This is a genomic window from uncultured Maricaulis sp., assembly GCF_963975345.1.
GTDB lineage: Bacteria > Pseudomonadota > Alphaproteobacteria > Caulobacterales > Maricaulaceae > Maricaulis.
The window spans coordinates 52,506-66,715 of record NZ_CAXBGE010000001.1 but is presented as its reverse complement, the minus strand read 5'-3'; the positions used below and the strand labels follow the sequence as shown (position 1 = coordinate 66,715).

Annotated in this window: 11 protein-coding genes and 1 tRNA gene; 8 read left to right on the top strand and 4 right to left on the bottom strand. The window is 61.2% G+C overall.

The window, feature by feature from the left end; translation table 11 throughout:
* Positions 1-86: 86 nt before the first annotated feature.
* From AAC029_RS00285 to AAC029_RS00265, 5 genes are all read left to right on the top strand, one after another.
* Positions 87-2,162, top strand: coding sequence for a M13 family metallopeptidase (locus tag AAC029_RS00285; protein WP_339742592.1), 2,076 nt, complete (start codon positions 87-89; stop codon positions 2,160-2,162).
* A 110-nt stretch (positions 2,163-2,272) separates the two neighbouring features.
* Entirely contained in the window at positions 2,273-3,529 is a 1,257-nt protein-coding gene (locus AAC029_RS00280; protein ID WP_339742590.1) for a DUF819 family protein, read from the top strand.
* Positions 3,530-3,692: 163 nt separating this feature from the next.
* The gene (locus AAC029_RS00275; RefSeq protein WP_339742588.1) at positions 3,693-4,700 is read left to right on the top strand and encodes a hypothetical protein; all 1,008 of its coding nucleotides are present in this window, start codon (positions 3,693-3,695) and stop codon (positions 4,698-4,700) included.
* 86 nt (positions 4,701-4,786) lie between these two features.
* Entirely contained in the window at positions 4,787-5,371 is a 585-nt protein-coding gene (locus AAC029_RS00270) for a hypothetical protein (protein ID WP_339742585.1), read from the top strand.
* 133 nt (positions 5,372-5,504) lie between these two features.
* The gene (locus tag AAC029_RS00265; protein WP_339742582.1) at positions 5,505-6,116 is read left to right on the top strand and encodes a DUF6445 family protein; all 612 of its coding nucleotides are present in this window, start codon (positions 5,505-5,507) and stop codon (positions 6,114-6,116) included.
* Here AAC029_RS00265 and AAC029_RS00260 read toward each other — a convergent pair.
* Positions 6,094-7,776, bottom strand: a complete 1,683-nt coding sequence (locus tag AAC029_RS00260) for an aminotransferase class V-fold PLP-dependent enzyme (protein ID WP_339742580.1) — start codon at positions 7,774-7,776, stop codon at positions 6,094-6,096. The genes AAC029_RS00265 and AAC029_RS00260 overlap by 23 nt on opposite strands.
* 121 nt (positions 7,777-7,897) lie before the next feature.
* On the opposite strand from AAC029_RS00260, the gene AAC029_RS00255 reads away from it, so the two are divergent.
* The gene (locus AAC029_RS00255; protein ID WP_339742578.1) at positions 7,898-8,350 is read left to right on the top strand and encodes an Lrp/AsnC family transcriptional regulator; all 453 of its coding nucleotides are present in this window, start codon (positions 7,898-7,900) and stop codon (positions 8,348-8,350) included.
* A gap of 33 nt (positions 8,351-8,383) precedes the next feature.
* Here the strand turns inward: AAC029_RS00255 and AAC029_RS00250 are convergent.
* Positions 8,384-8,460: transfer RNA gene (locus tag AAC029_RS00250), tRNA-Arg, on the bottom strand.
* 133 nt (positions 8,461-8,593) lie between these two features.
* Positions 8,594-9,571, bottom strand: a complete 978-nt coding sequence (locus tag AAC029_RS00245; protein ID WP_339742575.1) for a P1 family peptidase — start codon at positions 9,569-9,571, stop codon at positions 8,594-8,596.
* A 65-nt stretch (positions 9,572-9,636) separates the two neighbouring features.
* Between AAC029_RS00245 and AAC029_RS00240 the strand changes: the two genes are divergently transcribed.
* A complete protein-coding gene (locus AAC029_RS00240) occupies positions 9,637-11,370 on the top strand; it encodes a gamma-glutamyltransferase family protein (RefSeq protein WP_339742573.1) in 1,734 nt (577 codons plus the stop codon).
* Positions 11,371-12,305: 935 nt separating this feature from the next.
* Here AAC029_RS00240 and AAC029_RS00235 read toward each other — a convergent pair.
* Positions 12,306-12,941, bottom strand: coding sequence for a hypothetical protein (locus AAC029_RS00235; protein WP_339742571.1), 636 nt, complete (start codon positions 12,939-12,941; stop codon positions 12,306-12,308).
* A 209-nt stretch (positions 12,942-13,150) separates the two neighbouring features.
* Here AAC029_RS00235 and AAC029_RS00230 point away from each other — a divergent pair, with 209 nt between their 5' ends.
* Positions 13,151-14,200, top strand: coding sequence for a serine hydrolase domain-containing protein (locus AAC029_RS00230; protein ID WP_339742568.1), 1,050 nt, complete (start codon positions 13,151-13,153; stop codon positions 14,198-14,200).
* The last annotated feature ends 10 nt before the right edge of the window (positions 14,201-14,210 follow it).

Below are 14,210 nucleotides of genomic sequence, written 5' to 3'. Positions count from 1 at the left end.
ATGAAAAGCCGCCAAAGGCTTGCGTCCTGATGATCGCGCTCTAGTCTTGCGTCCAACCAATTTTGAACCAGACGGAGATATCACCCGTGAAGAAAATCCTCCTTGGCACCGCCTGCTTTGCTTTGCTGACCGCGTGCAATCCAGCCGCTGAAGCACCATCAACCGACGCCGCCACGTCCAGTGAACCCGCCACCCAGGCGACTGCGCCAGCGCTCGGCGCTTGGGGCATCGAGACCCAGAACATCAGCGAGACCGTCGCCCCCGGGGATGACTTCTTCCGCTATGTGAATGAAGGCTGGCTCGACACGACGGAAATTCCGGCCGGCTTCTCGAATTTCGGCTCTTTCTCCGAACTCGCCCTGAGCGCAGAAGAACGGATCGACACCATTATTACTGACGTTTCGGCGACGGATAACCCGGCCGGCTCGGTCGAGCAGCAAGTTGGCGATCTCTATGCCAGCTACATGGATACCGATCATCTCAACGCGCTCGGCCTGACCCCGGCCCAGCCCGGCCTCGACCGGATCGCCGCGGCGCAGAGCTATGACGACATCATCGACCTGTTCGGTGCCAACGGCTTTGCCTCACTATTCGGTGGCGGAGTTGGCCGCGATGCGGGCAATCCTGATACCTACGTGGTCTACATCCGTCAGTCTGGCCTGGGTATGCCGGACCGTGATTATTACCTGCGCGATGATGAGCGGTTCGACGCCTATCGCACGGCCTATGTTGATTACATGACCGACGTATTTGGCATGTTGGGCGAAGACAATGGCGCCGAACGCGCCCAAGCCGTGCTCGATATGGAAACCGCTATCGCGCAAATGCATTGGACGCGTGCCGAGAGCCGCGACCGCGTCGCCAGCTACAATCCGATGACACTCGAGGAATTGGAGGCCTATGCCCCCGGTTTCGATTGGGCGCGATTCATGACGGCGCTGGACTTTGCCGATCAGGACCATGTCGTCGTGTCGCAGAACACGGCCGTCCAGTCACTTGCTGCCTTCTTCCAGGAGATCCCGTTGGAGACCTGGAAGGATTACCTGGCGCTGCACTATATGCGGTCGAACAGCAATGAGCTGGACGAGGCATTTTACGATCGCAGCTTTGATTTCTGGAGCCGTACGCTTTCGGGCACTGAAGAGCCACGGGCGCGTGATCGCCGCGGCATCCAGTATGTCAACGGGCCTCTCGGACAGGCCATCGGCCGCATCTATGTCGAGCGCTATTTCCCGGCTGAGAGCAAGGAAGAGATGGAAGACCTGGTCGGCTATCTGCGCCGCGCCCTGGCCGACCGGATCGAGACGCTGGAGTGGATGGATGACGAGACCCGGGCCGAAGCGCTCGACAAGCTCGCCAAATTCACCCCGAAGATCGCCTATCCTGACCAATGGCCCGACTATTCTTCGATCGAAATTCGTCCGGACGATCTGTTTGGCAATTCCGAACGCATCTCGGCCTGGTACCGCGCCGACAGCCGCGCCCGCCTTCATGGCCCGATCCGCGATTGGGAATGGGGCATGTCGCCTCAGACGGTGAACGCCTATTATTCCTCAACCGCCAATGAGATCGTCTTCCCGGCTGCGATCCTGCAAGGGCCGTTCTTCGACGCCCACGCGGATCCGGCGGTGAATTTCGGCGGTATTGGTGCCGTGATCGGCCATGAAATGGGCCATGGTTTCGACGACCAGGGCAGCCAGTCCGATGGCGATGGCCTGCTACGCAATTGGTGGACCGATTATTCACGCGAGCAATTCGACGCCCGTACTGATGCGATTGTCGCCCAATATGAGGAGTTCTCACCGGTCGAAGGCATGTTCGTGAATGGCCGCCTGACCCTGGGTGAGAATATCGGCGATATTGGCGGGCTTTCCATGGCCTACCGCGCCTATCACATGTATCTCGCTGATCATGGTGGCGAAGCGCCAGTGCTCGACGGATTCACCGGCGATCAACGCTTCTTCATGGCCTGGGCGCAGGTCTGGCGCCGGCTCTATACCGAAGACAATCTCGTCTCGCGTATCACGACTGACCCACACAGCCCGTCGCAATATCGGACCAATGGTGTCGTGCGGAATATGGATGTCTGGTACGACGCCTTCGGTGTCACCGAAGACGATGCCCTCTACCTGCCGCCGGAGGAACGCGTTTCCGTCTGGTAGGCCTTTCAATATTGAGCGAAGCGGCCCGGCTATTGGTCGGGCCGTTTTGTGTTGGGGGTTGCGAACTTGCGCCGGTTACCGTCTTATCGCGCTGACTTTAAGGGGAAATCATGGAAACCGAACTCGAACCACTGATCAGCAATGATGCCGTCGTCCTGGGTCTGCTGACCGTGATTTTGGGGGCCGTCTTCTGGACCTCGACGGCAGGTGGTCCGTTCTTCCGTCGCTTCTACCAGATCTTTCCGCCCCTCCTGCTTTGCTATTTCCTCCCCTCCCTGTTGAACACGTTCAACATCGTCGATCCGGACCAGTCGCGGCTCTATTTTGTGGCATCGCGCTATCTTCTGCCCGCAGCCTTGGTCCTGCTGGCGATGTCGGCCGATTTGCCAGCCACCCTGCGGCTTGGCCCCAAGGCGCTGACGATGTTTCTGACCGGCACGATCGGGGTGATTATCGGTGGACCGATTGCGCTTCTGATCGCCAGCTCATTCATGCCTGATTTGATCGGGGTCGATGGTCCCGACGCCGTCTGGCGTGGCATGACCACCGTTGCCGGCAGCTGGATTGGCGGCAGCGCCAACCAGACAGCCATGTATGAGATCTTCGATGTCGGCGACCAGATATTCTCGGCCTGGATTGCTGTAGACGTCATCGTCGCCAATATCTGGATGGCCTTTCTGCTCATCGCCGCAAATAACGCGGCCGCCCTCGACAAGCGGCTCGGCGCTGATGCGCGATCGGTCGACCATCTCAGGATCAAGGCGGAGGCCTATGAGGCCGAACACGCGCGAATTCCGGAACTTCGCGACATGATCTTCATCGCGGCAATCGGCTTCGGCGCCGTCGCGATTGCCCACTTTGCATCCGACCTGCTCGCGCCATGGTTCACCATTCACTATCCGGAACTCGTACAATACAGCCTGCATTCCGGCTTCTTCTGGCTGATCATCGTCGCGACCTTCATCGGCGTCACCCTCTCCTTCACGCCAGCGCGCAAATTGAGCGGTGCGGGTTCGATGAAAACGGGCTCGGTCTTCATCTACATTCTAGTGGCGACCATCGGCATGAATATGGACATCACCGCGATCGCCCGGAATCCGGAATTCTTCCTGATCGGTCTGATCTGGGTGATGGTCCATGCGAGCTTGCTGATCCTCATGGCGATCCTGATCAAGGCACCGGTCTTCTTCCTCGCGGTCGGCAGCCAAGCCAATATCGGTGGGGCCGCCTCGGCGCCTGTCGTGGCGTCGGCCTTTCACCCCTCGCTGGCGCCGGTTGGCGTATTGCTGGCGGTAGTCGGTTATGTCATCGGCACCGGCGGTGCCTGGCTGACGGGGCAGATACTGAGGATCGTCGCCGGAGCCTGAGCGCCCCTGTGCCGCGAGTGCCACACTGATTTTTCGCGTGTCCGGTGAAACTTGAATTAGTTGGTTAATTATCCTTAACGATTTGGCTCGGTTGCGATAAGCTTCAAAATCATGGAGCGCCTCGCGTCAGGTTGCGGCCTCCGTCCTGAAGGGGGGAATCAATATGAAGAGCACAATTTTGGTCACCGGGAGCATGATTGCCATTATGGCATCGTCGGCTGCCTTCGCCGGCGACACCGACTGGCTTCCGCCGGATCCGCCAAACCATGCTGCCAGCGGCGAATGCTATGCCCGCATCCGCATTGAGCCCGAGTACGACGCCTTCAGCGAGCAGGTCGTAACCCAGGACGCCTATGAGCAGTATTCCGCCATCGGCAACAGCACCCGGGAAGGTCAAGGTTTCCGCGCCTCGCCGACGCTGCGCGAGGAAACTCGTGAATATGTGTCACGCGAAGCCGGCATGCGCTACATCGTCCACGAGCCGGTGTACAACACCGTCACCGAAACCGTTCAGGTCCGGCCTGCTTATACCGAATATACGGTACAGCCTGCCGTGCACGACACTGTAACCGAGACCATCATGGTCCGCGAACCCCGCAATGTCTGGCGTCGCGGCTACGAGCCCGGTGCCTCGATGACCCGCTATGATTCAGAAACCGGCGAAATCTGGTGCTTGGTTGAGGAGGCTGGCGAATACCGCACGGTCACCCGCAATATCATCGTCGAGCCAGCCGAAATCACCGAGCAAACCCATCCGGCCGAGTTCGCGTCCATCACCCGGGAAGTCCTGGTGCAACAGGCGAGCGTCGAGGAAGTTCCCATCGATCCGGCCTATGACAGCTATTCGATCCAGGTCATCGATCAAGCGGCCTCCGTCGACAGCCAGATGGTATCTGCGCAATCTGAAACTATCACCCGTTACTCGCTGCGCACGGAAGAGCGTTGGGAATGGCGTCTGGTGAATTGCGACGATATTGACCTGCCTGGTCATAATCCACCGATGAGCACCAATATCCCTGCTGTGGCCACCAATCAGCCACCTGCACCGGGTAGCAGCACCTATCTCTACGGGACTGACATGCCAGCTGGCGATCAGACCTATTCCGAGGAAGTGCCCGTGGCCCAAGCCTCATATTCGAGAAGTTCGCGTTCGGCACGTCGCCGGAACTAACTGACCGAAAACAGTTCAGGCATTTGTCTGGATGGAATACGGACGGCGCGGGACATCCCGCGCCGTTTCCGTTTAGGGTGATGCCCATGAGCGGAACCGATTACATCATCGGCTATGGCAGCCTGTTGAGCGCCTATAGCCGCCAAACCTATTCCAACGTCCACACGCCCGTCATCCCGGTGATGGTAACCGGCTGGCAGCGCGGCTGGACCACCCGTTATGGCGATGAAGCGGCGACCTATCTCGGCGTGCGGCCAGCGGAGAATGCCATGTTGAGCGCGGCCCTGGTGCCGACCCTGATCACAGAGGAACTGCGACATCGTGAGCGCGGTTACACCTTTACCCCGGTTGCGCGCGACACGATCAAGCTGATGCAGGATGGCGCGATGGAGCTCGACACCGCCCGGTTCTGGATCGTGGTCAATCACGAGCAGTTGCGGGCCGATGAAAGCCATCCGATCCCGCAATCCTATATCGACACCTGTCTGATCGGTTGCCTTGAAACCGGTGGCGATGAGATGGCGCGCCACTTCATTCAATCGACGGAAGCTTGGGACAGCCACCGCGTCAATGATCGGGACTGGCCAACGCCGGTCTATCCGCGCGGCACTCCGGCCAGTCCAGCGCAAAGGGCTGAGATCGACGCTCTGCTGCGCATTGCGCAAGTTTGAATTAGCTCTCAAATTTCGCCCGATTACGGTTTGGCAATTTGCCAGACAGGTAACTGTAATCGCACAGCAACATCTCAATCGGGGTGGTCGATTAGACTGATCGCAAACAAACCGAAGCGGGACGGGCGATTTAGTGTACCAAACTTTGATTGTGCTTGATGACGTGCTCAAGAATGCTGAGGAGCTGCGGCAGGCGGCGCTTGGCCTCGACTATGCCGACAAGACCGAGCGGGATTATTTTCCCGGCCGCAATTCGGCAAAGGGCGTCCGCGTCCCGGCGCTCGAAGACCTGGCCCAGCATCTGACCGGCGAACAGCTGGTTCCCGGAACGGAGATGCACGGCAAATTCCGGCTCGCCTCGGCCCAGGACACCGCCAAGGGTGGGGTGCATGTCGATCAATGCAATTGGTCCGGCCTGTATTTCCTGAGCCGCGATTCCGACTGCGTCGGCGGCACTGATTTCTTCCGCCACCGCGAGACCCAGAGTGAACACGCGCCCTATACGCAGGCCCATCTGGATCAATGGGGGTACAAGTCCTACAAGGATTTCGTTGATCGCGTCGCCACGCCCCAAGCCAAGGACTTCGACAAGTGGGATCGTATCATGACGATTCCGATGCGATTCAATCGGCTGATCCTGTTTCGGCCCTGGCTGTGGCATAATGCAGGTCCCGGATTTGGCTCCGTGCCCCAGGATAGCCGGCTGGTCTATCTGATGTTCCTCAATAATGCCCGACCGGGCTGAGAACTTTCTCGCTGGCCGGCAAACGCGCGATGGCGGCATCAGCCGCAGCCAGGGTCGCGGCAAAATAGGTCGTCCGGTCGAACGGAGCCGGTGATTTGGTGGCGGGCAAATCGTCGAGTAACCGGCGTGGGAAGCCGAAGTCTGGCTCCGCACTCTGCCCGCGCCACGTCCAAGCACCGTGAGCCGGATCGAAATCATACAGGGCTGCGAAGCGCCAGCCGTGCGCGGCGAGGAAATCGACGGCGCGGATCAGGAAGTCGACTTCCTCAGCCTCCATCACCCAGTGCAGGCTGACCCGGCACCAACCCGGCCGCAGGCCGGCCTGTCCCGCCAGCACCGCATCGCGGATCGTCTCAGACTGGGCGGCGTCGATCCCGAGCAGGTCATGACCATAGGGGCCGGCGCAGGAGCAACCGGCGCGCGACTGAATGCCGAACAAATCATTGAGCAGGGTCGTGACCAGGCGCGGATGCAAGATCTCGCCGTCGGGATCGAGAATATTGAAGGAGACGATGCCGAGGCGCCGTGCCGGATCAGCCTCTCCGAGAATGTCGATCTGCGGGTTTTGCCCCCAGTGCGACATGGCGCGTTCGAGGGCTTCATGCTCGAGCTTGGCAATCGTCGCATGGCCGATTTCGGTCTGCGCCTGCAGCGCCAGCGCGGCGCGCACCAATTGCGGCACGCCGGGTGTTCCGGCGCTTTCGCGCGGTTCAATCTCATCGATGTAATCATGACCGGTCTTGGTGACATAACGCACCGTGCCGCCGGCACTTTGTGTCGGCGGCAGATCGCGCCGGTAAAGCGCCTCATTGAACAGCAGGATCCCACATGCTCCCGGGCCGCCGATGAATTTGTGTGGCGAGAAATACACTGCATCGACCCAGGCTTCGGGCTCAGCTGCCGGGTGCATATCAATCGGCAGATAGGGCGCGCTCGCCGCGCAATCGAGACAGAGGATCGCGTCATGAGCATGCAGCAGTTTGGCCAGTGCGATCACATCACTCTTGATGCCGGTAACGTTGGACGCCGCCGAGAAGGCGCCAATCCGGCGGCGGCCAAGCCAGCGTGGATCGCGCAACTCCGATTCCAGATGCGCCATATCGATGCCGCCATCCGCCGCCAGCGCGATCTGCACGACCTCGCCCAAGCTTTCGCGCCAGCTGAGTTCGTTGGAATGGTGTTCATAGGGGCCAACGAAAATCACCGGACAATCCGCCGCCAGGGCATCGTCAACGGTTTGGCGCCCATCGGGACCGAGCCTGGCGGCGATGGCAGCCACCATCCGATCGCGGCTGGCCGGTGCGATAGCGAGGCCGAGGATTTCCTGCAATTTGTGGATCGCCCCGGTCGCGCCGGACGAGCAGGCAATCAGGCAGTCTTCAGGCGCAGCATTCACCGCCTGCCGAATGATCGCCTCGGCTTGATGCATCCAGACCGACGAGGCGCGTCCGGTGGCGCTATCGACCGTGTGCGGATTGGCATAAAGCCCGGACAGGCTCTCGATCTGGGTCTCGACCTGCCGCAAGGCCCGGCCGCTGGCCGTGTAATCGGCATAGACCATCAAACGTTCACCGAACGGTGTCGCCAGCATCGCGTCACGACCGATCATGCCGTTGCGCAGACGCGAAAGCGGGTCGGATGGGTCGGGAAAAAGGGTCATGATTGCGGAGCCTGGGCGAGTGAAGCGCTATCAAACCATCCCAGGTGAAGTTAAAAACACTCAATTTTACTCGAAATAGTGCAATATGAAGCGATAGGCACCACAATACGGAGAGTTTCCAGTGCTGGACGACTATGACCGCCGGATATTAAAGCTGATCCAGAGCGACAGTGATCGCACTTTGCAGGACATCGCCGACCTGATCGGGCTCAGCGCAACCCCGACCGCGAGGCGCATGAAGCGCTTGGCTGAACAGGGCATCATCCGCAAGAATGTCAGCCTGCTCGACAGCGAAGCGCTCGGTCTGCACGCGACGCTCTTCGTCTCGATCCGTACCAGTCATCATGATGCAGAATGGCTGGGGAAATTCGCCGAAGGTGTGCGGCGCATGCCCGAGGTCGTCGAATTCTACCGGCTCAGCGGTGATGTCGATTATCTGCTCAAGCTCTGCCTGCCCGATGTCCGCGCCTATGACGAGGTCTATAAAAAGCTGATCGCGATCGCGCCACTGTCCGATGTCAGTGCCAGCTTCGCCATGGACGCGCTCAAGAACACGACCGAATTGCCGCTCTGACGCCCTGAAGGCTGGAATGTGACAGGAGAGAAATGGTGCACCGGGAGAGATTCGAACTCCCGACCCCTAGATTCGTAGTCTAGTGCTCTATCCAACTGAGCTACCGGTGCAGGCCATGTCTTCAGGGGCTATGTCCCCAAAGAGGCGCGGAACCTAACCGCGAGCTTTGGCGAAAGCAAGTACTGCGCACCGGCAAACGCAGGCGTCGTGCACAGGCATTGGAGGCCGGGCCCGCGAGGCTGGTCAGGATGCCGCGTGGACACCGCGCGCCACCGCTCGGGCCAGGCAATCAGCGGCCAATGAGCCAAGACGGGCGAGGTTGAATTCGACCGGTTGCGGCAGCTCCCGCGCTGCCGTCGAGAGGGCAAATACGACATCGCCATCGAACGGCGTATGCACCGGGCGGATCGCCCGTGCCAGCCCGTCCTGGGCCATGATGGCGAGACGCTGGGCCTGGGCTGGGGTCAGGGCGGCATCGGTGGCGATACAGGCGATGGTGGTGTTCTCACGGGCGCCGGGATTGATCTTGGCCGCACCCCAATCCTCCGGCGGAGCCGACCAACCGACCGGCGGACGGGCGCCGCCAAACTCGCCGTCAATCTCCCACGGCCAAGCCCAGAACACATCGCTGCCCGGCATGGTGACCGAACCGAAACTGTTGACGCAGACCAGCGCCGCAATCGTGATGCCGTCGGCCGTGACCAGGCTGGCCGAACCGGTTCCGCCGATCCGCGATCCGGCGCGAGCGCCATAGCCGGCCCCGGCGCGTCCCAGCCGCACATCGTGAGAGGCCGCCGCGAGTGCCGCCTTGCCCAGATCGCGATAGGGTGGATCTTCGCCCCAAACCTTGTCGCCGCCATTGGCGAGGTCATAGAGGATCGCCGCCGGGATCACCGGCGAGACCGGGACGCCGGGCATTTTCATCAGGGCAAAGCCGCGCCCCTGTGCGCCCAGCACAGCCGCAACACCATCGGCTGCAGCGAGCCCGTAGGACGAGCCGCCTGACAGCACCACGGCATCGACCGCATCAACCAGCGTGTGGGCCGCCAGAGCATCGGTCTCACGCGTTCCCGGCCCGCCACCGCGGACATCGACGGCACAGACGGCGCGCTGATCCGGCAGGATGACGGTGACGCCGGTCTGCACCGAAGCGTCTTCCGCTTGGCCGACTTTGAGCCCGGCGACATCGGTCAATGTGTTGGTTTTTCCCGGAACTGCCATTAGGGGCCTCTCATCTGGCGCGAGTTCGCGCTATCGTGCTTACACCGAGACAGGGGGCAAGTGCCATGATCCGTTTTCTTCTGTGTGCCAGCGCATTGGCATCGACACTCACCCTGGCCGCCTGCGGCCAGAGCGCCAGCGTCGAGACTGCACCACCACCCACCCCGGCCAGCCAGACCAGTCAGGCGATGGTCGCCGCCGCCAATCCACTCGCCGTCGAAGCCGGGCTCGATGCCCTGCGCGCCGGCGGTGATGCAATCGATGCCGCGATAGCGGTGCAGACCGTGCTCGGCCTGGTGGAGCCGCAAAGCTCCGGTCTCGGCGGCGGTGCCTTCATGCTGTATTACGACGCCTCCACCGGCGATCTCACCGCCTATGACGGCCGCGAGACCGCGCCGGCCAGCGCCACCCCCACACTCTTCCTCGACGAAGACGGTCAGCCGCTGAGCTTTTACGATGCGGTCTTCTCGGGCCATTCGGTCGGCGCGCCGGGCGCCATCGCCATGCTGGCCCTGGCCCATGGCGATCATGGCGAACTGCCCTGGGCCAACGGATTCCAGGCCGCGATCGGGCTGGCGGAAAACGGGTTTGCCGTCTCGCCGCGGCTACAGGGTTTCATCGCCGGCATGGCTCCGCGCTCTCCGATCGATGAATGGCCGGCCTCGCGGGCCTATTTTTTCCTCGAAGATGGCAGCGCCCTGCCCGTCGGCTATCAACTGCACAATCAGGCCTATGCCGACAGCGCCCGTGCCATCGCCGCCGACTGGCGCAATCTCTATTCCGGGCCCCTGGCCGCCGAGATTGTGCAAGCGGTCCAGGCCGAGCCGCGCCCTGGCGGGCTCACCCAAAGCGATCTGGCCGGCTATCAGGCGCTGCGCCGCGAAGCGGTCTGCCGGGCCTACCGGCAATGGACCGTTTGCGGCATGCCGCCACCGGCTTCGGGCGGTGTAACCGTCAATGAAATCCTCGGCCTGCTCGAGCCCTATGACATGGCCGCCACCGGGCCGCAGACGCTGGAAGGTTGGCGCCGCTTCATCGAGGCTTCGCGCTTGGCCTATGCTGATCGCGACGCCTATGTCGCCGATCCCGAGTTCGTCACCGTGCCGGTCGAGGGCCTGCTCGCCAGCGACTACATCACCACCCGCTCCAACCTCGTCGCTGGCGCCGTCGCGACCCCGCATGTCGTCGCCGGCATCCCGGCCGGGATTGCTGCCCCCGGCGTGGATGCGACGCCCGATTCGCCGGGCACCAGCCATCTCGTAATCGTCGACAATGAGGGCGATGTCATCTCGATGACGACGACGGTCGAGAGCGTATTTGGCAGTCAGCGCATGGCCGGCGGCTTCTTCCTCAATAACCAGCTGACCGACTTCTCGCGCATCCCGATCGATGCCGATGGCCAGCCCATCCCCAATGCGCCTGCTGCGGGCAAACGCCCGCGCTCCTCGATGTCGCCGACCATCGTGTTCGATGCGAACGGCCATTTCGTGCTCGCAACCGGCTCGCCCGGCGGCTCCTCGATCATCGCTTACACGGCCAAGACCCTGGTCGGCATGCTCGATTGGGGCCTCACCCCGCAACAGGCGATCGAACTGCCCAATGTCGTCGCCAATGGCGATATCGTGCGGATCGAGGACGGCATGCCGGCCAATGTGCTCGCAGGCCTGCAGGATCTCGGCTTCACGCTCGACGCCAATCGCGGCGAGAATTCCGGCATCCACATCGTGCGGCGGCTTGAGGACGGCACCCTGATCGGCGGCGCCGATCCGCGCCGCGAAGGCGTCGCGCTCCAGCCCTGAAAAAGGGGACAGGTATATTTAACGCGCACGCGCCGCAGTGCCTCTCTTGGCCAAACGGGTTGGTGGCGCGTTAAATATACCTGTCCCCTTTTTCCGTTGCACGACAATCTCCACGCCGTTTCCGGCTGGAGGGATGGGCATTGATCAGGCGGGATGCACGGGAAGATCCGTCGAACCCTTGTCTCATTAAGCGCTTGAGTGAAAATCCGATCCTTCGGATCTTCCCGCACGCGATGTTTTTGCAGACGCCGCGACTTGTCTTGTCCAACGCTTTCTAAGCCTGCCGACCGTGTGGGCCAATTGGCCTCACCCCACCATCGCGAGGGGTAGAAAGGCCCTGTCGGGACGTCACCCCCGGTCGCGCCAATCCGCCCGTTCAAACCCTTCTCTTTTACCGTCCGGCCGTGGCCGGGATCAGGGTCTGGGCACCGTCAGTGGGCGAGCCTCCAGGATCGCCGTCTCTCTCGTCCGCTCTTTCATGGTCCGGGACCGTTATTTCCCGTCCACTCGAGGCATCGCACGGCCACCACATCACCAGACGGTCTAGAAACGCCCCGCTCGGCAGCCGATGCGGGGATTATGGGCGCGCGTGAAGGGGGTGGGGATAAACTGACCCATAAATCGTCATTCCAGCGAAGGCTGGAACCCAGCTCGTAGAGCGGTGGCGGACGAAAAGTTCTCGCTATATCAATCAGGTGTCGGCGCGTAAATCTGGGTCCCAGCCTTCGCTGGGATGACGATGATTTGTGGTTTGGGCGCTGGATAACTCAGCGATGGCGCACCCTACCAACCCATAAATCGAAACTTCCCCCGGAGGAGCGTAGCGAATTCCGGGGTCTGCCATCGCTCGAGAGCCTGGCTGGATTCCCCTCCGGCAGACCCCGGAACAGGTCCGGGGCAAGGGAGCTTTGTGATTTTTGGAGGGGTGCCGCCCGCTAATGCACATCCGGCTCCGGCGCCTGGCGCGCCGCGCCCGCGCGCAGAAAGGCCGAAATCGCCGGGAAATTGGTTTCGCCATAGCATTCCATCAAATGCCGGACCGGACGGGCGCTGTCGGACTGGGCGCGCAGGAAGGCGAACTCCAACTCGAGCAGGCGTTCATTGGCGGTGCCCTGCCACCAATAGGTCAGCACGGTTTCGAGCGTATTGAGATAATCAATCATCAGCCAGCGCAACTGGATGATGTGCTTGGCGGTCACACCGGTGATGAAACCATCCTTCTCGGCCAAGGAGCCGAGCGCGCCGGGATCGTAGAATTCGACACAGCCGCGCACATCATCCAGCAGCGAGACCGGCAATCGAGGCAGGTTGAACTTCTCGATATCCTGGATGATGCGGCTGTTGAGATGGCAGGCATTATTGACGAATTGCAGCATGAGGTCGGTTTCGGGCCGCTTGTTGTCGATATAGATTTTGGCCGCATCGATCGCCGCCTGCTTCTTGAGCCGCTTGTTTTCGGCGACCCAATTGGCCCGGCTTTCCGACAATTGCATCGCCGCGACAATCACGCTGAGCGCCATCACCACCGAGGCAATCGCCGTCACTATTTCGCTGACCGAACCGAATTCCATGCTGTATCCCCCGTGGTTTGGCGGGAGGGTATAGCGGGGGACCGGGTGACGCTACGAAAAACCGGGCGGGGCCACGATCGTTCTCAACCCCGGCATACTGACGAAAGTCAGGATGACGGGAATTAAATTAGAAACGACAGAAAACACCGACTAAACAATAGCAACCCAAACAGACTATTCGCGCCAGTCAGAAGTGGAGCGCATCCGGTATGATTGAAATACGAAAACGTATTTGGCTTCTGCGAGCTGTTGCGGCCATCGTCACAATCGCCAGCATCTATCTGTTCGCACCCTGGCGCGAAGCCCTTGCGTATCTGAAACCCCTTCCCGCGACGGTTCAGGCCGAGCTTGATCATGTCCTCGATTACGGGCTGGACGGGATCATCGTCTATGTCGACCGCGCCGGTCATGAGCCGGAATTCTACGCCGCCGGCTGGCATGACCGCGAGGCCCGCATCCCCGCCGATCCGCACGCCCTGTTCAAGATCGCCAGCATCTCCAAACTCTATATCGCGGCGGCAACCGCCATGCTGGTCGCCGATGGCCGGCTGGATCTCGACGACACCGTCGCCGATTACTTCCCCGATCTGGTGGGCCAGCTCGCAAATGCCGACCGGATCACGCTGCGCATGCTGTTGCAGCACCGCAGCGGCATTCCCAACTGGGTCGAGGATCCCGACCGTTGGGCCATCACTTCGGGCGAGGTGAATGATTATCTGGCGCTGGTGTTTGATGATCCGGCGGAGTTTGAGCCCGGCACGCGTTATCAGTATTCCAACACCAATTATCTCCTGATCGGCAATATCCTCGACCAGACCCTGGGCCATCCACACCAGCAATTCATCCGCAGCGCCATCCTCGACCCGCTCGGTCTGACCAACACTTTCGCATCGATGGATGATGTCGACCTGACCCGCATCCCCGGCGGCTATGATCCGGGCTGGCCCGAGGAGAATTTCCGCTCACGCGTTCACATCGTCCCGGGCGGCACCATGGTCGCGACCGCTGAAGATACCGGCATCTTCCTGCGCGCCCTCAATGACGGCTCGCTCTTCACCGATGAGGAACAGGCGATCTACTCTTCCGTCTACGAATACGGCCATACTGGCCTGCTCGCCGGCTATTCCAGCATCGCCCGCTATCACGCCGATATCGACGCCGTGGTGGTGCAGTTTGTGAATACGAGCGGCGGGAATACATGGACGGCGACGGAGGTGGTTTATGACCGGATTGTCCGGATCTTGCGGCGGGAGGAATGATTGATGTTCG

Excerpts from the sequence above, each read along its gene's own strand:
- AAC029_RS00275 (WP_339742588.1), top strand. The coding sequence starts at position 3,693 with ATGAAGAGCACAATTTTGGTCACCGGGAGCATGATTGCCATTATGGCA.
- AAC029_RS00230 (WP_339742568.1), top strand. The coding sequence starts at position 13,151 with ATGATTGAAATACGAAAACGTATTTGGCTTCTGCGAGCTGTTGCGGCC.
- AAC029_RS00280 (WP_339742590.1), top strand. The coding sequence starts at position 2,273 with ATGGAAACCGAACTCGAACCACTGATCAGCAATGATGCCGTCGTCCTG.
- AAC029_RS00260 (WP_339742580.1), bottom strand. The coding sequence starts at position 7,776 with ATGACCCTTTTTCCCGACCCATCCGACCCGCTTTCGCGTCTGCGCAAC.
- AAC029_RS00245 (WP_339742575.1), bottom strand. The coding sequence starts at position 9,571 with ATGGCAGTTCCGGGAAAAACCAACACATTGACCGATGTCGCCGGGCTC.
- AAC029_RS00270 (WP_339742585.1), top strand. The coding sequence starts at position 4,787 with ATGAGCGGAACCGATTACATCATCGGCTATGGCAGCCTGTTGAGCGCC.
- AAC029_RS00235 (WP_339742571.1), bottom strand. The coding sequence starts at position 12,941 with ATGGAATTCGGTTCGGTCAGCGAAATAGTGACGGCGATTGCCTCGGTG.
- AAC029_RS00240 (WP_339742573.1), top strand. The coding sequence starts at position 9,637 with ATGATCCGTTTTCTTCTGTGTGCCAGCGCATTGGCATCGACACTCACC.